The 18735-nt window shown below is 59.4% G+C and carries 16 protein-coding genes; 7 read left to right on the plus strand and 9 right to left on the minus strand.

Features of this window, described 5'->3' with window-relative positions; genetic code table 11:
- Positions 1–89 precede the first annotated feature (89 nt).
- On the plus strand, positions 90–254 hold the full coding sequence (locus ACFWW4_RS03710; RefSeq protein ID WP_411889628.1) for a hypothetical protein: 165 nt from the start codon (positions 90–92) through the stop codon (positions 252–254).
- 80 nt (positions 255–334) lie between these two features.
- On the opposite strand, the gene ACFWW4_RS03715 is transcribed toward ACFWW4_RS03710, so the two are convergent.
- From ACFWW4_RS03715 to ACFWW4_RS03725, 3 genes are read right to left on the minus strand one after another with little or no spacing between them, the layout of a single operon-like run.
- A complete protein-coding gene (locus tag ACFWW4_RS03715) occupies positions 335–2659 on the minus strand; it encodes a peptidoglycan DD-metalloendopeptidase family protein (protein ID WP_411889629.1) in 2325 nt (774 codons plus the stop codon).
- A 12-nt stretch (positions 2660–2671) separates the two neighbouring features.
- Positions 2672–4282: a caspase family protein gene (locus tag ACFWW4_RS03720; RefSeq protein ID WP_411889630.1), complete on the minus strand. Its 1611-nt coding sequence runs from the start codon at positions 4280–4282 to the stop codon at positions 2672–2674.
- A 60-nt stretch (positions 4283–4342) separates the two neighbouring features.
- Positions 4343–4693: a DUF1036 domain-containing protein gene (locus tag ACFWW4_RS03725; RefSeq protein WP_411889631.1), complete on the minus strand. Its 351-nt coding sequence runs from the start codon at positions 4691–4693 to the stop codon at positions 4343–4345.
- 212 nt (positions 4694–4905) lie between these two features.
- Here ACFWW4_RS03725 and ACFWW4_RS03730 point away from each other — a divergent pair, with 212 nt between their 5' ends.
- The 6 genes from ACFWW4_RS03730 (at position 4906) to ACFWW4_RS03755 (ending at position 8543) form a co-directional block, all read left to right on the plus strand.
- Positions 4906–5220, plus strand: coding sequence for a hypothetical protein (locus ACFWW4_RS03730; protein WP_411889632.1), 315 nt, complete (start codon positions 4906–4908; stop codon positions 5218–5220).
- A 104-nt stretch (positions 5221–5324) separates the two neighbouring features.
- Positions 5325–5756, plus strand: a complete 432-nt coding sequence (locus ACFWW4_RS03735) for a hypothetical protein (protein WP_411889633.1) — start codon at positions 5325–5327, stop codon at positions 5754–5756.
- Positions 5757–5795: 39 nt separating this feature from the next.
- Positions 5796–6434, plus strand: a complete 639-nt coding sequence (locus ACFWW4_RS03740) for a MotA/TolQ/ExbB proton channel family protein (protein WP_393933585.1) — start codon at positions 5796–5798, stop codon at positions 6432–6434.
- 44 nt (positions 6435–6478) lie between these two features.
- Positions 6479–6910 (plus strand): ExbD/TolR family protein, encoded by a 432-nt coding sequence (locus ACFWW4_RS03745; protein ID WP_411889634.1) that lies wholly within the window; start codon positions 6479–6481, stop codon positions 6908–6910.
- The gene (locus tag ACFWW4_RS03750; RefSeq protein ID WP_411889635.1) at positions 6907–7311 is read left to right on the plus strand and encodes an ExbD/TolR family protein; all 405 of its coding nucleotides are present in this window, start codon (positions 6907–6909) and stop codon (positions 7309–7311) included. The genes ACFWW4_RS03745 and ACFWW4_RS03750 overlap by 4 nt, the downstream gene beginning before the upstream one ends.
- Positions 7308–8543, plus strand: coding sequence for a hypothetical protein (locus ACFWW4_RS03755; RefSeq protein ID WP_411889636.1), 1236 nt, complete (start codon positions 7308–7310; stop codon positions 8541–8543). Before ACFWW4_RS03750 ends, ACFWW4_RS03755 begins: the two co-directional genes overlap by 4 nt.
- Here the strand turns inward: ACFWW4_RS03755 and ACFWW4_RS03760 are convergent.
- From ACFWW4_RS03760 to tssK, 6 genes are read right to left on the minus strand one after another with little or no spacing between them, the layout of a single operon-like run.
- The gene (locus tag ACFWW4_RS03760) at positions 8540–10582 is read right to left on the minus strand and encodes a serine/threonine-protein kinase (protein ID WP_411889637.1); all 2043 of its coding nucleotides are present in this window, start codon (positions 10580–10582) and stop codon (positions 8540–8542) included. The genes ACFWW4_RS03755 and ACFWW4_RS03760 overlap by 4 nt on opposite strands.
- Positions 10583–10591: 9 nt before the next feature.
- The gene (locus ACFWW4_RS03765; RefSeq protein WP_411889638.1) at positions 10592–11359 is read right to left on the minus strand and encodes a PP2C family protein-serine/threonine phosphatase; all 768 of its coding nucleotides are present in this window, start codon (positions 11357–11359) and stop codon (positions 10592–10594) included.
- Entirely contained in the window at positions 11356–12072 is a 717-nt protein-coding gene (gene tagF / locus ACFWW4_RS03770) for a type VI secretion system-associated protein TagF (protein ID WP_411889639.1), read from the minus strand. Before tagF ends, ACFWW4_RS03765 begins: the two co-directional genes overlap by 4 nt.
- A 3-nt stretch (positions 12073–12075) precedes the next feature.
- A complete protein-coding gene (tssM, locus tag ACFWW4_RS03775) occupies positions 12076–15696 on the minus strand; it encodes a type VI secretion system membrane subunit TssM (RefSeq protein ID WP_411889640.1) in 3621 nt (1206 codons plus the stop codon).
- Positions 15693–17303 carry a type IVB secretion system protein IcmH/DotU gene (gene icmH / locus ACFWW4_RS03780; RefSeq protein ID WP_411889641.1) on the minus strand — a complete coding sequence of 537 codons (1611 nt, stop codon included), beginning with the start codon at positions 17301–17303 and terminating at the stop codon, positions 15693–15695. Before icmH ends, tssM begins: the two co-directional genes overlap by 4 nt.
- Positions 17303–18616, minus strand: a complete 1314-nt coding sequence (gene tssK, locus ACFWW4_RS03785) for a type VI secretion system baseplate subunit TssK (RefSeq protein WP_411889642.1) — start codon at positions 18614–18616, stop codon at positions 17303–17305. The genes icmH and tssK overlap by 1 nt, the downstream gene beginning before the upstream one ends.
- Positions 18617–18735 lie beyond the last annotated feature (119 nt).

The raw sequence follows: 18735 nt of genomic DNA on the forward strand, positions 1-18735 counted from the left end.
GCCCAACTAACATATGGAAAATCATACAGAGTCGCATTGATCAAGCAAGAGGCGTAATTTCCTTTCATCAGATCACGAAAGGAAAAGCCATGCTAACAGGACTTTCAAAACTGTTCCGCTCTGTGCCCCGTAACAATGACTGGAACGCGCCAGATCACTGGAACCAGCATCACGCGCGGCGCACGCGCGCCCAGATGGAACGTGAGGCTGAATTGCGCCGTCAGCGGCTCTATCGGGATGCTTGGATGTGGTAAACGGACCGCCCGTTGGGGTCCGACGTTTTGCCGACGCAAGTCCGACGCGTTGCCGACCGCCCGTTTTCTCCCTGAACGGCTCAACTCTCCTGCGCCAGCAGCGCGTCGATTTCCGTAATATAGGCAAGAACCTCCGGCGGCACCGGCTGCCGCCGGGGGCCGCCAGAGACGCCGCGCATCTTGCGCTGCGCCCAGTTTTCCAGATCCGCGACGGTGTAATTGGCAAGGAATGGATTGGCCCGGACAACGCCCGCGCCCATTACCTCAAGAATGGTCTGATCATCCCGCGATGACAGCACCTTATGCGCCCCGCCCGGTCCCAGAAAATGTGACAGATATAGTCGCCCCGCATCGATACGATGCCCTCGCGCACGCAGAAAGGTTTCGTTTTCACGGGCCAGGTTCTGAACCATCTCGCGCGACAATGTCGGGTCCTTGCGCAGATCCAGCAGATCAGCGCGTGACATGGTACGCGTCAGGTCAGGGCGATAATCTCGCATCATCCTTAACCACGTGCTTTCTATAAACTGCCCCAGACCCGTCGCCGTCGACAGCGGATTTTTGGCATTGGCGTTGCCCGCGCTTTCCACGCGAATGATCTGCTCGGTCAGCGCCTCAACAGCATCTGACGCCACTAGCGTGCCGCCCCCACCCCCAAGCGAAAACGGATCAACAGGCGCTCCGTTCAATCGGAATTCGAAATGCAAGTGCGGCCCGGTAGACCGACCTGTCGTACCCACATATCCAATCACGTCGCCCGCGCGCACTGGCCTGCCCTCGACGGCTGCCGTGTCGAACCGATCCATATGGGCGTAGCGCGACTGCAGCCCCTCGGCGTGGTCGATATAGATGACATTCCCATAGCCGCCACCATTACCCACAAACGCGAATTTGCCATCACGCGCCGCGACAATCGGCGTTCCGGTTGGTGCGGCCCAATCCACCCCGCCATGCAACCGCACCTCTTTCAGGATCGGGTGGAAGCGGGGCCCGAAAGGCGATGACAAAGTGCCGCCTTTGACAGGGGTCACAAAGTCAGCGCCACCGCCACGCAGCCCGCGCGGGGTGTAACAGGCATATTCGTCAAGATCGGCCCCACCGGATTTTCGCGCCACGTAACAGGGCATATCGCCAGATGGCCCGTTGATGGCCGCATAGGCAATCTGCGCCGATCCATCGCCCAAACCGGGGGCATATAGCAAGGTCACCATATCACCGGGGGCCGCGACAGCCTCCAGATCGTAGGCTTGGGACAGCATCACGATCAGCTCTCCCACCAGCGCGGTCGGGACCTCACTGCGGATCACAGCGCTATAGACGGCATCAAGCAGGCGATAGTCCTGCACCGCATCGTCAAAGCTGTCCCGATTGGGGGAGGCCAGGGCCGGTAGGTCATCCTTGATCCAGGGGTTGCTGGCTTCGATATAGCCGACCAGCCCATAACGGGAGAGCGCGCCGATATACCCATCCGGGCCAAAGATGGCTACGTGAACAGGGGTTTGCTGACTATCAATCCGGCGATGACGCACCGCCACGATACTACCCGCGGCCAGCCCATCCTCGGTCGTGATGCCCGCAAGTGCGGGGAATGTTGCCATGGCATCGCGTGCCACCTTGGCGGCAATACCTTCGTCAAATCCATTTGCCGTCAGCAGATTCTCCAACGACCGGGGGTACTCCAACCGCACGACCAGATCGCGAGAGACCCGCTCGCGCTCGGCCTCTGGACGTACAAAGGCGATGGATGTTGTGTTCTGGACCCGCGTCGTCACATAGGTCGTCGGCATCGCATCGTCAGCCCCCCCGACCGCGTCGCCCCAACTGTTATCGTCATCCGTGACGATGACCGTTTCTTCGGCGCTTTCTTCCGGTACTCTCGGGATTAGCTCAGCGAGGTTCGGCTGGCTTTCCAACGATCTGCTGCGCTGAGCCTGAAAAAAGGCGAAATCTTCTCGGCTTGACGGCAGCGCGGTCATCAACCGGCTTTCGCGCACGACCAGATCCTCGGTAATTAGGGCAAAACGTCCCGGGCGGGGCTGGCCGAACCGCGCCGGATCCAATGCGGGCGGCCCGGCGACCTGGCGCCGGGCCACCGCATCGCTGGTTTCAAAGCGCAAGATCATTGGATCGCCGGCAATATCGACAAAGGGTGTCGCGAGCCGGACACCCTGACCGGCTGTCACATCTTCAACCTGCGAAATCTGCTGATCATCACTGTCGCTTGCTTCAGCGATGGATAGGTCCGAATCAATGGCAGGCCCGCTGAAAAGCCAGACGACGACAGCGGTAATAACTGCAACACCGCAAAATCCGCCCACGACGATGGCGGCCAGTCTGACCTGCCGCTGGGTCTTGCGCCGTTTGGCGGCGGCTCGGGATTGGCGGAACTGCGGATCAACCTGCATCCGTAAACAGCCCTACCGGAAGATGCCGGTGCCGGTGCTGCGGTTGATCGTGCGCGACGGTTGTTGCTGCTGCGTCGGCTGTTGTTGCGTTTGCGCAGGCTGGGTCCGTTGCTGCGTACGCGGCTGCGTTGTCCGGGTTGTCGGTGTCCTGTTCGTTTGGGCAACGGGCTGCGCCGGACAGCTTACATCATCCCGCATCATGATCTGGCGAAAGATCGACACATCAGCGTCCTGCGATGGTGAGGCCGCCTCTAGTTGCTCATAATAACGTCCAACAGCCGCGCGGGAGCCTGGCCCCCATGCGCCATCGATCCCTGAATTGTAGCAGTTCATCCGTTGCAGCTCTGTCTGCAGGGCCACGACAAGCTCTGCCGAGGGCGGATCAAAGGCACCACCGTCAACCAGTGTGGCAAACAGTTCAGGATTGTCATCACGCAAGGCCCGACGCCCGGCGATATCCGTATATTCTATGGTAGATCCGGACACCGGCCCTGTGGGTTCTGTCACTGTGGAAAAGGCAACCTCGGTCGGTTCGATCAGCCCGACGATGATTGACGGACGCGGCAGGCCACCGGCACCGGGAACGGCACGGGTGGTGTTGGTTGAAACCTGCACTGGCGTCGGGTTTCGCGGTGCAAGCGAGGCGCTTTGCTGGACCCGCGATACTGCGTTTGTCACCGGGGCGAGGGTTGCCCCGCCGGTTGCGACCGGTCTGACCGGGGATGTCAGCACCACAGTCTCGGTCGTCACGATCTGCGGTATGGTTGCCTGCTGACCGCTCCCGTCTCGGTCAACGGCAATCCCCGCCGCTTCCCAACTGGCAAGCATCCGGGCCTGCGCCTGCGGGCTGAGGCTGTCGAGCATGCGATAATCATCTGCTGTCAGGCGAATTCCCGATTCCACATTGCGGAATATAAACGGCGCCGACAGCGTCGACATGGTGGCCACATTGGTGCCCTCGAACGAAGTCGCCAGATCAAGGCCGGGGATCAAAAGCCGTTCCAGCATCACCTCGGTCAAGGATTGATCCAGATTAGTACACGCCACGCCCACCGGCATGGATGAGGCCACGAACAGCCCATCAGTGGCAGGCACCGGTCCGATGCCAGCATATGTTGCCGTGGCGTCGTCGGTTGTAGACGTTTCTTCCCCGTCCGCTGGCATCGCCGAAGGCTCAACCGGGGTTTCCGGCACGACAGGATCCAGACAGACGTCCAGAAACACCAGGGTGGCATCGCGGCTCCCAGCCCCTGCGCGCGCCAATGCATCATCCAGTTCAACAGCATCCCGGCCGTTGATCGTCATCAGGCGGGTCTGGCCATTTTCGACAATCGACCGTCCCGCGAAATAGATCACGACAGGCCCGTCCTGTGCCTGCAGCCGATCAAGCGCCGTTCTGATATCGGTTGCATCAGGGTTTTCTAGCCGATTGACGGCATAGCCCAGCCCGAACAGCGTTTCCGACACGTCCTCAGCCCGGGTGCGGACGTTGCGGCGTGCCTCTGCGCCTTGATAGGCGTGGTTAACGATGATCAACGCCTGCTCGGCCATCGCACCGGTGCCCGGCATGGCCAGGCCCAAAACAACCCCAAGCTTCAATGCTATGTCACGTGCTGTTGGCATCATCTGTCTGAAATCAGTGTAAACTCTGTCCTTGATACTAACCGATCCGATCACATCAGGCTATGGCGGAGGGGCCAGAAAGAGGGTCCAGCGTTCGGTTTCCTGGGTGTCGACCTCAAGATAGTCCGCATCAAGATAGCCGCGCACCAGACAATCGCGTTCGCCGCGAATGACGAACCGCTTGGGCGCGATGCACATGGATTTGGTCCCCTGCAGGATTTCGTTGCCAAAAACATCCTGCGCAAAGACATAGATATAGCGGGCCTGCAGCGCCTCGCGGACAACATTGGCACATTGATTGGGGCCGACCGTCCACCAGCCCCGGGTGACAAAATCAGTGTCTTCGTACTGGCCCACAGCAACATTCACGACGTCAAACGACTGATTACAAACGGCAAATGCGGCTGACACCGGACGTGGCCAGATGAGCAGCGCGACGAATCCTGCAAAGAAACAACACCGGGCAGATGATAAATATGTCGCCTTCACTTTGCCTTATTACCGCCAATTGTTTCACGTAGGATCATAATCTGATAACCCCGTTATCGAAATTTACTGCTCTTCCCAAGTCTTTCTGTTATAGACTGGTGGCAGGGGCCTAAGGAAAAGGAGGATTGTCAGCCATGGCACATCCTTGGAACGCGAAAATTGCGGGTGTGGTATTTGCCTGCGTGACCAGTGCGATTCCCGCTGCAGCATTTGCGCAAGGCTTTGATACGGCACCTTCGGGATCCTTTACATTCGGCAGCTTTGGCGCGGCGCAGGTTGATGACCTTCCGCTCGAGATTTCCGAGGATTCGACGCTGACACTGCCTCCGCTATCGACGACGGTGACGGAGCTGGGCACGACACCTGCACCTGTCCTGGCCGATGTTCAGTCCGTACGCGTACAGCCACGTCGCATCCAAAACACCTGGTCAATCGGCGTCTTTCGCTAAAGGCGTATTGACAGCGTTGGGCTGATACGGCCCAATCCCTCGCATCGCTTTCTGCGTGAATATGCATGTATATTCACACCCAATGATCCGAGTTGAGGGACCAGATGACTTTCAAGAACGCCATTTCCTACCTGACCGCGGCTATTCTGACCGTGGCGCCCGCCATCGCACAGGACGCCGCGCCCAGTTTTTCGCTTGACCTGAATACGGTGGCCGACACCGAACAGGGTGGTTGTCGGCTGACTTATGTCGCCGCCAACCGGACCGGCCAGGCATTGAACTCGGTATCTTATCAGGTAGCGGTTTTCGACGCGCAGGGGATTGTGACTGACCTGCTGGTCCTTGAGTTCGGCTCCCTGATCGAAGGGAAGACCAAGGTGGTGCAATTCGATCTTGCCGGGCGTGGCTGTGCTGATATTTCGCGCATTACCGTCAACGAAGTCGCGGAATGCAGCCTTGCTGACGGAACAACTGGCGATTTCTGCATGACCGGCCTAGAAACGGCCTCGCGCGGGGCCATCCAGTTTGGCATCTGAACCGCCGCGTCCTGATGTCCGTTTAACAAGGTAACTTTCATGAACGCCCCGGATCTTTCCGCCCTGAACGCGCCGACCATCGCTGTCTTCGCGGCCCTTGCCATCATGTCGGTCATGGCCGTCACCGTCGGCTTTTTCAAAACTTTCCAGTTCGCCCGTCTGGGCGTCGGTCAGAACAGCAGTGCTGAGGCGATCTTGAACGATTGGCTTGGCGGCCGGTCGGACAAGGCGATGCAACTGGCATCCGGCCGCAAATCGGTCCTCGCCCGTGTTTTGCAAGCGGTATTCACCGGCCTGCGCGCCCGCCCCGATGACCAGAGCTTTGCAGAAGAACTGGGGCGCCAAACGGCGATTGTCGAACTTTCCGCCATGACCAGCCGGATGCGCCTGCTGGAAACGGTTGTGCAGGCCGCGCCGATGTTGGGCCTTCTGGGGACGGTGATCGGGATGATTGATGCGTTTAGCACCCTGTCCACCGCTGAAGGTGCGGTTGATCCTGCCCTGCTTGCCGGCGGCATCTGGACCGCGCTAACAACAACCGCCGCCGGGCTGGCCATTGCGTTGGTCACCTTCTTCGTGGCCACCTGGCTCGAAGGGCGGATCGAAACCGAACGTCAATCCATTGAGGCCCTGATATCAGCGGCAATCAATGGCCGCGTGGACGCCAAAACCCCCTGATGTCCGAGGTCGCGAGGGCATATACATCGCGCGAGCATCCGGTGATGCAACCGCGATCGGCATCGCGTTATCGCTTTGCCCTGACCCCGCTGGCCGATGCGATGTTTCAGCTTTTGATCTTTTTCATGCTGACATCCAGCCTGACGCCTTATTCCTTACTGACAATCCGTAGCGGCCCGGAGGCCGGGACAGTAGCCAGCGATCCATCTGCAGAACCCGCAGATGAACCGGCACTGCCGGGCGAAAACGCCCAGTTCTGGACAATCAGCCAAGGCGAAGTCACCGCAAACGGCACGCGCTTTCCGCTTGATCAGCTGCCCGCCTTGGCCGCCGCCCTGGGTCAGAACGATCAGGCAGAGGTGATCCTGATCATGGAAAGCTCTGCACAGGTGCAGGACCTGACCTCGGTGCTGGAGGCACTGACCAGTGCCGGTGTGACATCCGTACAGATCGCAGAAACCGGAGGGCAGCCATGATCCGCGCCTTGCCCAAACGCCACGCAAGCCGGGGCATGGACGTGTCGCTGGCCATTGTGAATATCGTGTTGCTGCTGATCTTTTTCTTTCTGGCAACCGGGCAATTGCTCAACCCCCCGACCCAGGGGGTCGAGATATCAGAAACGACTGAATTGCCACTGGATCAGCTGCCTGCGCCAATCCTGATCGTGCGTGACAACGGCAATTGGGAACTGAATGACAGCGACGTCAATCCGGATATTCTGGGGGCCGCGATCGCCGAACTCGAAGCGCCCTTTACCCTGCATGTGCTGATCGGGCGCGAGGCCCCGGCAACCAGCCTGCTGGATATTCTTAACCGGCCGGAGCTGGAAGATGTCGAGATCAAACTGGTCACCCTGCGCAGAACGGCTCGTCCATGATCTTTGCAAACAAGACAAGGCGGACATTACACTGGGCCGAAGCATTTGGCGCATCAGCGGTTGTGCATCTGGGGGCAGCAATCCTCGTGTTTGATCTGCTGGACGGGTTCAGCGTGTTCGATCCTCGTGAAGAGCCCGAGCCAGAGATTATCATCACCAGCATTATCCTTGAGGGCGAACTGGCACCAGCGCCGGAACAACCGCTGACAAACGACCCGCTCAGCGAAACACCGACCGAGCCAGACACACCCGAAACACCGCCCGACGAATCCGATCCGGCGCCCGACGAACCCGTTGAACAGCCGACAGAGCCTGACCCGGACCCGGACCCGGCGGATATCGCCAATATGGTACCCGAAACACTGGCACCGGTAGACACGCAGACGATGACGGCCTTACAGCCTGAAAACCAGCTGCGGCCCGAAGACGGATCAGCGGTCCCAGTCGCCCCCCGGGCAACCACGGTGCTGACGCCTCAATCCGGCACGGTGATTGCGGCTGTCCCTGCGACGCGCCCTGATACAGGCAACACAAACACGCTGCAGCCACGCCAGACGATTTCGACCGTCCCCACACCTGCAACGCAACAGGCACCAACACCGCAGGGCGACACAGCCAGCGGCGTTGTCAACGAATTAATCACGCGCATCCGGGCGCGGCTTGCCGATACATGTCTGCTCGCCATTCCCCAGCAAGGCAGCAATGACATCCCGGAACTGGTGCTGATGGGGTCTAATGAAAATGGCATGCAGGCTCTGGCCGATGCAGTGCTCGCCGATCTGACCCCACAACCGACGCAGCGGCGGGTATTGATCGACAATCGCCAATGCGCAGCGCTCAATTTCGCACGGGAAAACCGGAACTACCCCACATTCAGACTGTCGATCAGTCTTGATGAGACTTCAATCGAAAGCGGCACAGAATTGTCCGGCACGATCGGAAATGCGGCGGGGCGTTATGTTTCGCTGCTGCTGGTAGATGACAATGGCGTCGTGCAAGACCTTGGCGATGAGCTGACTTTTACCAGTGGAGAAGCGCGATTTGACGTGATCCTCACCCGTGATGGAAATCCACGTGACACCAGCCAGACGCTGGTTGCATTGGCCACAACCACACGCCCAGCGACGTTGAACGAACAAAACGGGCAAAGCGCCGATGTCTATTTCGCAGCTCTGCGCGAAGAACTGGGGCCGGACACCCCAATGGTCCTGCTGTCCTTCGATGTGCGCTAGGGTCTCAGGTCAAAACCAGCAAGCGCAATACCGGCGTTGGTATCGCCGCGCCCTTTCAATTCGGTTTCGATCAACGGCAGCAGGGCAGCAGCACTCATCGCTGGCCCTGCGGCCGCGGCCGCGATCAGTGGACTGTCTGATACCAGCGCGATCACCAGCTGCGGGGTTTCCACATCGCCTTCCTCTGCATTCAGGCCAAAACTGAAAGTGGCACTGCCATCGGCCTGTTCCTCCAGCCGGTCCGTCAGATTGTGGACGCCACCTTCGGTTGACACCCAGGCCAACCAAACAGGCCGCCCGCTACGGTTGCTGACCTTGCCTACGATTGAGCCGCCACTACGCATCACGCCGGAATCCAACACCAGCGCAGGAGGAGCGGTTTCCACCGTGCGCATCACGTTTGCAAGCTCAAGCGCGGGGCATTGGGCCTGACTGACCAGATGCTCTGAAATTGTGGGCCGCGCCCCGAAAATCCGATCATAGGGATCTGCCAGACCTTCAAACGCCCCAGCCGTCGATGAGAACGCGGCAATTGTTCCGCTATTCGATCCGGCGGTCAGCCGGGTTGCAAAGACGCAAGGATCGTCTGACCAGGCGGCCAGAAACCCTTCGCGCGTGTCAGGACCCAGACCAGCCGTTACAGGATCAATACCGTCCGGTTCGGGTATCGTCACTATATCATCCGGTGATCCAAACAATCCTTGCTGCCAGGCAAGAAACCCGCCAATCCCGGCAAAGACCAACAAGACCAGAAGCCAGCGCAGAATGGCGCTATTGTTTTCAGGTTCCGGTTCCGTCTGCGGTGTGACTTCAAGGCCTGTGCTGTGCCCAAACGGGCTGGATGACTCCGTATCGGCCGCGATCCCCCCGAAACCGCCTGTCGTCTGAGATAGGCCCGGCGGCTGCCGCAGACCTGGCACGGCAACAGGTGCCGGAGCGGGAGACGCATCACTGGTCGCGACCGGCTGGGGCTTGCCGTATTTCGCCGGGATCGCTGCGGGATTATCCAGCAGCGCAATCACATCCGACATCCGCGCGGGCCGGTGCGCCGGGTCAGGTTCCAGCATATGGGCCAAAAGCGGACGCAAGGCGGGGTCGATATCGCTGAGATCCGGAATTTCACGCCGGGCATTCACCGCCTCGACAATGGAGTTCCCCATCTCCAGCGCCTTGCCCCGCAGCGCCGCAGCCATCATGAGACCAAGGCCATAGATGTCCGTGCGCGGGCCAATCTCGCCCCCGAAATGGCCGAGTTGTTCGGGCGAGATGTATTTGAATTTGCCCGCAAGCTGGCCGTGCAGCGTGCTTTCCGCCATTTCGGTCGATTTGGCGATGCCGAAATCGATCAGCACGGCATCTTCAACTGATCCGTCGCGCAGCATGACATTGTCAGGGGACAGATCGCGATGGATCACCTCCATCTGGTGCGCCCGGTCTAGGCCTGCGGCTACGCGGCGCATCAGCCCCACCGCCTGTTGCAGCGTCAGGGGGGCGACATCGCGGATATGATCCGACAGCGCGATGCCCTCAATGAACTCCATGATCAGGCAGAAACGGTCCAGATCGGCATCGCGGACAAAGTTGTAGTAGCGCACGATCGCCTGATCGGACAGCTGGCACAGTACTTTGGCCTCGCGCATGAACAGGGCCGCGACCTTTTCGTCATGGGCGAGCGATTGCAGGACAATCTTGATCGCCACAGCATCGCCGGTGAACACGTTTTCGCCCCGGAACACCTCGCCCATGCCACCGGCGTTGATCAGTTGTTTGATCTCATAATTGTTGTTGATCAGCGTCCCGATGGGCACCGGAACCTGCTGCGCCTCGGGTACCGGAGTCGATGGTTTCGGCATCGGGGCCGCGGGCGGGACTGAAGCTGCTGGCGGCGCTGTCGGGTCGGGCAGGACCGGGGGACCGGTCGCTATTTCCGTCCGATCATCAACTGGCGCAGTCTCGGTCTTGTCATCCGCCACGGGCCGCGGTTGCGCGATCTGCGTCCGCTCGTCGTCATTTGGGGGATTGGTCGGTTCGTCTGCCATGCAACCCCCCTAGTAATCAACCGCCGGGGCGACAAGCTCTGCCGCGCTGAAACGCAGGACCACGGCGGTGACATTGTCCTTGGCACCCCGATCCAATGTCTGCGTGATCAACCCGTTGCAAATCGCCTGCGAAGCCATGCCTGAGGCCAAAGCCCGCGCCAAATCGTCGTCGCTATTATGTTCCGTCAGCCCGTCAGAGCAGAGCAGGAACATATCGCCATCCTGCAAATCGCCAAAAGTGGCGTCGCAATTCGGTTCCTCACTGACCCCGATAGCGCGGGTGATCACGTTCTTGCGCGGCCAGTGTTCCGCTTCCTCGGCAGAGATCAGCCCGGCCTCCAGCAATTCGCGCACTTCTGTATGATCCTTTGTCTGCTGGGTCAGAACACCATCGCGCATCAGATAGATGCGGCTGTCACCCGACCAGACACAGACATATTCATTGTCATAGGTCAGCAAACCGACAAGCGTGGCCCCGACAGTCACACCGCCCAGCGCATTGGCATGCTCCAGAATCCGGCCATGGGCGCGGCGCAACCGCTCCATGAACCTGGCCTGCAGATCCTCGGTCGAACTGCCATAGCCGACCGATGACAGCTCGGCCACGATGGTCTGGCTCGCGAAATCGCCGGCGTCATGGCCGCCCATACCATCGGCGACCACCCAGACGCCAAATTCCGGCTTGGTCAGATAGCTGTCTTCGTTGTGGTCACGCACACGACCTGTATCGGTCGCCGCACCGGTTTCGATGACAAAGTAATCGGTCTGGACAGTCATGGCTGCCCCCCTTCCGGACGAACGGGTGGCGTATATTCCGCACCCATCATCCAGGCAAAAACTGCCGCACCGGGCAATCCATCCGTCACATAAAGTGCTGCCGCCTCGGACGAGGCGCGCCAAAGATAGGTGCGCATCGCGCAGGCCCGCGCGCGATCTGCCTCTGCCACATCGGACCACAGCCGGGTGACATCACCATCCTGTCTGGCGGCCCAAAAATCCGTGGCTGGCAATGGCTCCGCACTGTCTACGCCCGGCAGCATTTCGGCCGCAAACACGGCCGCCATGCCACGGGCATCTTCACCACCGCGCTCATAGGTGGCGAGAAAGTTGTCGATGCGATCATAATAGGCCTGATCAGGATCAATGGAGGGGGCAGCAATAGCGGCCCCCTCGACCCCTGCCAGCAGGGGGAACCGGCGTCCGACCTTGTCACGGGTGGCGGTCATCGTTCCACAAAATCCGCGCCCTTCTGGTGTCAGTCCGGGACCAATCCAGATGCGCATTTGCGGGGCGGCGTCATAATGGGCCTCCCACGCATCAGCCACACCGTCGCGCAGGTCAGGCAGCATGTTGTTCAGCCAGTACTCCAGATGATCCGCCAGCGGCTGTGACAGACCGGCTGTCACAAAGTCACCGAACGCCGGATGCTTGCCGTAGAACCCGGCCAAAACAGCCGGTGCATCCTGCATATGAGGGGCAGACTGGCTCACCAATCAATCCACGGTCTGCGGGCAGGTGAAACGGGTCAGATCGGTCATAGTGAACGGGTTAAAGCCGGCGGCAAAGGTCAGATCAAAGATGAAGGTCCTGCCGGAGTAGGTGTGCGTCAGCTGGACACCATTGCCTAAAGGCTGGCGTGATCTAGCATCACTGATAAAGTTGATAATAGTCCAAGGCCCACCCGACCACAGCTTCACCTGTGAAGCGGCATCACCAAAATCCGCGTCTGAATCCAGCCGTGTCGTGATGCCCGAGCCCGGCCATCTTACCGACTGCGCAGAGCCGTCTTGCTGCAGCTCCACTCTGGCATTGTTGATTTCCAGAATAAGTGTTTTGATCTGCTTTGTTCCCTGATCGATCTCTTGCGGATTGACATCAATGATCACCTCGGGCTGCGACCCACCGGCCGGAAAGAATGCGCGCTGGATTGCATTGGCTCGCTCAAACTGCAGCAGCATATTCGCTGACAGGCGTCCGGCCAACGGGCTTTCGGGGCGCACCTCATACCCGTCGCTGGTCCGGTTCACATGCCGATCCAGATATTTGTCATAATATCTTTGCATCGTTCCGTTTGGGCCAAAGAAACCGGCGAAATTCTGTATCGACACGTGGGTGGAACTGTTTGGATTGAAAGGAAAGTAACCCTCAATGAACTGCTGACATTCGTAGCGGACGGTATTTGACAGCTCGTTATTCATCTCGGTTATGCTCGACTCGGTCGCTTCGCTTTCGAAATCCCGCTTCGCGTCTTCCAGAAAACGGGCAACTGTCGGTGGAATGCTCGAGTTGTATCGCGTCAGATCGCTCAGCAGACCGGGCAGCAACTGATCCTCGACACTGCTTCCTGTTTGCGCCGCCGCCCGGCGGTTATCGCGCACATTTGAAAGCGCGGTCATGATCACATCAATGGCGCGGCCGCTGGGCCCATCCTCAACCAGTTGGTGCCACATGGCGAACCGGTCCTCGATCCGCTCCGCCTCGCGCCGGGGACCCTGCGGGCCGCTGCCACCGACCTGTTGCTGGTTTTTCGCGCTGTTACTGGCCGCCTCAAGCAGGATGCGTTGTAACCCGCCAGAGGTCTGCTTGAACCGCTGGAATAACTGGCCGCCCACGTCCGCCCCAACGTCGCCGCTGGCGATGGCGGTGGGGTCAATGCTCTCCAATTCGTCCAGAAATGTTGTCAACTTGGTTTCCCGGCTCACGGCGTTCGCTAGCCGAAGAATGGGTGATGCAGGCGAGGACGCCGTTGCAAGCGCGTTGTATTGCGGCGGATCACCAGCCATGTTGTTGAGCTGGATACGGCCCAGCATGGCATTCCAGGCTGCCTCGAAATCGTTGGCATAGCGGCGCTGCAGCGCCTGATCGAGGCCTGCAAGCTGCGCATCAAAGCTGACGGCATTCGCCTGCTCACCCAGAACCCATTTATCATTCTCAAGGATGTTTTTGACGTCGATCAGCTGATCGAGAAAGAAGAACCAGTAGCCATCGAACGTATAAAGCCCCGGTACCGTCAACTCTGCCAGATCGCTGCCGTCATTGGTCGAAAAGATGACCGATGTTTCCGGTCGTGTCTCTTCCACCAAGCTGAATTCCGGAAAGGACGAAAACCGTGCGCGATCCAGAATGGTGGCATAGGCCTGATCGGCAAGCGACATTTGCACAATAGCACTGCGTGCCAGCGTGACAGCGGCATCGTCAATCGGGATGGACACGTCGCGTGTATCGTCAAGCTCCAGCATGTTTGCCAAATGGATGCTCAATTGTTCGCGTTCACCGGCGAGGCCGATGCTGCCATAGTTTTCGTCCCAGACCGCCTCGAACCACGACTTGATGGCATCATCATCCGGGCGTGGCCCTTGCCCTGCAAGCAGCATGTAGACTTTCAGCGCACGGAAGATTTCGGCAGGGTCACCAGCCGCGCGTAGTTCGGGCAGCCGCCGTTCGACATCCAGCACCAGACGCGGGCGCAGCATCTGTTCCAGCGCGTCACCGTAGGATTTCTGAGCAGAGTTCTGGATACGCCCAATCTGACGCAGCCCAAAACCGTTCCACAATGTTGGTTCGGCCTGATTACCATAACCTGCAGGCATCAGCCGCATCCGTTCCAGATAGGGCAAGACTGGCAGCGGATCCCAATCCTCGATCTCTGACCGGGCCAGTTCCTGCTGGGCTTCATTGGCATAGCGCGCGGCCTGCGCGTCGACATTGTCGACAAGCGTCTTGTTCTGCCAAAAGCTGAAACCAAAGGCAGCCAAAAGCCCGGCTGTCGTCAATCCAATCGTTGAAAGCCCCAGAATGCGCAGGATCTTGGCGCGCCGCACCGCGCGCGCATCATGCCCGACCCAGTCGCGTTCCTCAAAAATCACGCGGCGTAGCAGGTCATGCAGGAAAAAGCTTTTCCCCTGCCCCGACATGAACGATGGCGCAAAGGCCCCCGGCGCCTGTTCATTGCGTGACATCGCCCCCAGCACCTGATCAATAGGCGTGCCTTCTTGTGTGCCGGATGTGAAATAGAACCCCCGCAATATGGCACTGGTCTTGTAGCGCGTCGGCTCAAACACCCGGCGCAGGAAATCGGTGACATTGTCGCGCAAGAGCGCCATCTGCCCCGGCAGACCAAAGATCGCAACGCGGCTGATCCCGTCAGGTTCTTCGGTCAGCCGGTCCATCAATTCGTCCGACAAGCGCGACACCAGCAGATCAAACTCCGCCGGAACCTGTTCATGGGTCAGCGCCTTGCGATCCTTCGTCTGGAACGTCACGCCCCACACGGCCTTGCGCCGGTTCAGGCTGAAACTGCTAAAGTACTCACGGAATCCTGAAATCAGGTCGCATTTGGTGAACAGCACATAGACGGGAAAGTCGATGCGCAGCTTTTCATGCACCTCGCCCAGACGAGCGCGCACGATCTCCGAATGCTTGGCCAGTTCTTCAGGCGTGGCATTCATCATATCCTCAACCGAGAACGCCAGGATCACGCCGTTGATCGGCTGATTGGGCCGGGATTTCTTCAACAGATTCAGAAATGACTGCCAGCTGCTTTCATCCGCCGTCTTGTCGCTATCCTGCGTAGTATAGCGGCCAGCGGTATCAATCAGGATCGCATCCTCAGCAAACCACCAATCGCAATAGCGGGTGCCGCCAAAGCCGGACACGACACCGGCGTCATCTGCATTCGACAAGGGGAATTCGATACCCGAATTACGTAACGCAGTCGTTTTGCCCGCGCCTGGCGGCCCGATGATTACGTACCAAGGCAGATCATAGAGGTAAGACGCGCCACCTGATTTCTTGAGCGTAGCCAGCGCATCATTCATCCGCTCCGCCAGAACCGCGCCATCGCCTTCCGGCTCTGCCGGTGTCAGCGCATCCTCAATCTCACGTGCGGCGGCCCGCCGTTTGCGCCAGCCCAGTATCTGGAACAAAAGGATGGTGCCGACGATCAACCCGATCAACGTCGCTCGCAGCCAGACCGTCGCCAGGAAGGGCACGCCAATCATCGGCAGCCCGAACCAGATCGCGACTATGACACAGATGATCCCCAGAATAATGGCGGGAATGCGCATCCAGGGACGCCAGCGCAGGAAACGGAACACGATGCGAAAGATGTTCAAAACGTACCCTCCCGGGCAAGCAGGATTTCAACACGGCGGTTCAGCGCCTTGCCTTCGTTGGTATCATTGCCGGCAATGGGTTGCGTTTCGCCTTTGCCTTCAACCGACAGACGGCCAGATGCAGCGCCACATCCGGGTGTGACTTCGTCGATGGGAACCTGGACGGTTTGTCCATCCGCCCCGGTCATCGCGAAAGTACCGCCATCACATGGCTGATCCACAAGACCTTCGCGCAGGATCGTCGCCACCGACTCGGCCCGCGCCACCGACAGTTCGGTGTTGGTCTTGTATCGGCCGCGACCGGATAAGGGATCGCTGTCGGTGTGGCCGACAACCCGGATTGGTCCGGCTTCACTATTCAAAACGTCGATGATGTCGGGGGCGACATCACGAAAGGCCGGTGACAGCTCTGTGCTGCCGCGGTTGAATAACAAAGCGTTCCCCACACGAACAAAGATAAAATCACCCTGAATGCCAACTTCGACCGATCCGTCTGCGATCAAATCTGACAACGCTGTTGAAATACGTTCCAACTGGGTTTCATCCGGCGGTGGCGGCACGAAAGGTTCGATCTCGAAACTTCGTACCAGATTGATGGATCCCACATTGGGGTGCATGGTATTCAGCTGGGTCGCGACCGCATAACCATCGCGGTTGATCAGTGTTGACAGCGTCGCAAACGTGCCGACCAGCAATACCGCCGCGATACTGGCGTAAATCCACATAGGCAGCCCGCCAAAGTTGCGGCGGCCCGTCAGCGGCACGCCGGTCCAATGGACCGAAATATCTTCGTCCGGGCGCGGTTTGACCCGGCGCAGGGTTTCGTAAATCGCGGACCGGATGCGGGAAAGCTCAACAGCACCATTAGGGGCAGTGCGATATTGCCCTTCGAACCCGAGCGAAAGACAGGTCAACATCAGTTCCAGCAGGTCAAAGCGCTGGCCGGGGGCCTGCATGGCCTTCTCGGCCTCCTGAAAAAATCCGACCCCGGAATCGCGGCGCTGAAAGAAGCGGGCCACCATGGAATACTGAATCCAGACACCTCGGTCGGCCCCCGGCAGGTTTTGCACGATGTCGTCGGCGGTGCCGCACAACGCGTATTTTGCGACCTGCGCTTCATGCGGATCGGCCCCACCCGCGATGGCATTACCCTCGTAATCGTTCAATTCGCGGGTGACATGCTCCATCAGGGGCTGGGCCTGCATTTCGACCATGCCGGTGCGCAGACGACCAAACAAGATCAGCAGATTGGCGGCAGCGGCCAGCAACGGGTTGCTCGGCCCGCCCTTGCCCAATCCCTTGGCGCGCAGGGCCTCTTGCAGGGAAATGCGCGGCGTCTGGATTGGGGCGGATTGTGGTGTATCGCTGGGAATGTCGGGAAAGAAACCGTCGCTGGGCGCGCTCTTGCGGCCCATATCGCCGCCCGGCTGTGGAACCGCCCCGCCAAGCCATGTATCGCCACCTTGCGGCGCGGGGCGGCCAAACGGATTGGGATTTGACGGAGGCGGCACTGCACCGCCGATGACAGTCCGGTCACCTGCTGGCGGTTTGGGCCGCGGCCCGGGAAGTGGGCCACCAAATACCGTCTTGTCGTCGTCGTCAGACATCACGCTTTCTCCGGTATCGCCCAAAGCTCCAGTTTCAGCTCAGGCCAGTCACCCGCGAAATGCATCCCAATGGCCGGAGCCATCGAAAACTCCTGCCAAAGCGGGGTTTTCTTATCCAGCAGGAAATAAACGTTGCTCGATACCACTCTGATCTGTCGGGGCGGATTAGGCAAATGCATCAGGCTGATGCCCGGCAGGTTGTTCTTGACGATCTCGGACATCCGGGTGTTCGGGCCGACCTTGCACAATTCCGGGAATTGCTGCTGCACCTGAGTCAGCGGCTTGCCGGTTTCGACCTCGATCACGAATGTCGCATCGCGGAACAGGTTGCGGTCGGCGACTTCGGCCAGGAACGAATTCTGACGGACCTGACGCAGGTCCAGGCGCACCGCACGACCAACATCGCGGCTCAGCAGACGTTGGATATCCTGTACGACGGGTGTGAATGTCTCCTTCAGATCGCCATGGTCATAGGGTTTGTATTCGCGCGCCATCCGTTCGGCATTGTCAAAAGTGGCCAACTCACCGGCAAATCCGACCAGCTTCTCGTAGAGCCGCTCTGGGTGAACAGCGCGTCCGTGGCTCATATGGCGCAACACACCGATTTCGCGGTTAAGCGTCATCAGCATCAGGTAATCCGTAGCCTGCATCCCCCCGCCCGATGATGGGTCAGAGGCATAGCGGGCCAGACTGCCCAGCTTCGCCTCGATCCAGCCGATGACCCGGCTCAGATATCCTTCGACGACCGGGTGCACAGCCAATACCAGCGCAGGCGGCGGCACCGTCTCATCAAGTGAAATCACCCCATCACGCACCTCGTTGATGCGGGCAATGCGCAGGCATTGGTAACCGGGTTTGGTGGATTTGCGTATATCCAGCTCCAGACGCGGCACAGCGGTTTCGATCTGGTGCTCAACGCGCGAAGCGGAGGCATTATCGGCCACCGTATCGGAAGACAGGACATAGCGGGTCGTCGCGGCATCGGGCCCAAGGCCCACATCCTGCCCGTTCTGGCTAAGGTCCGGCAGGGTCAGCCAGACGTAAAGACCCTTGGCATCCTCGGGCACCTCAACCGGGGTCGGCAGTGCGCCGGCATTCGGTGCATCAAACGGCGTGCCATCCGGCATGATCCCGACGATGCTGCGCAGGCCGACACGACCCTGCTGCGCCATGTCCCTGTCTATCGTCATCTCAGACAAGCCCCAGGGATAGGGTGTCATCACATCGGTCCGGCTCTGGATCAGCTTTTCCAGATAACGGTCACTTTGCTGCAAATGCTGCGGCTGCAGGAAAAGACCTTCTTTCCAAGCCACTTTGCTAAACCAAGACATGACAATCCAATCAATCAGATACGCAAGCTGGGGTTGTCCCCCGAAACACAAGTCTGAAACCTTGACCCGGCAGGGTCAAGGCAGGAACACCAGCATAGGGG

It is taken from the genome of Yoonia sp. SDW83-1, assembly GCF_046762885.1.
Classification (GTDB): Bacteria; Pseudomonadota; Alphaproteobacteria; order Rhodobacterales; family Rhodobacteraceae; genus Yoonia.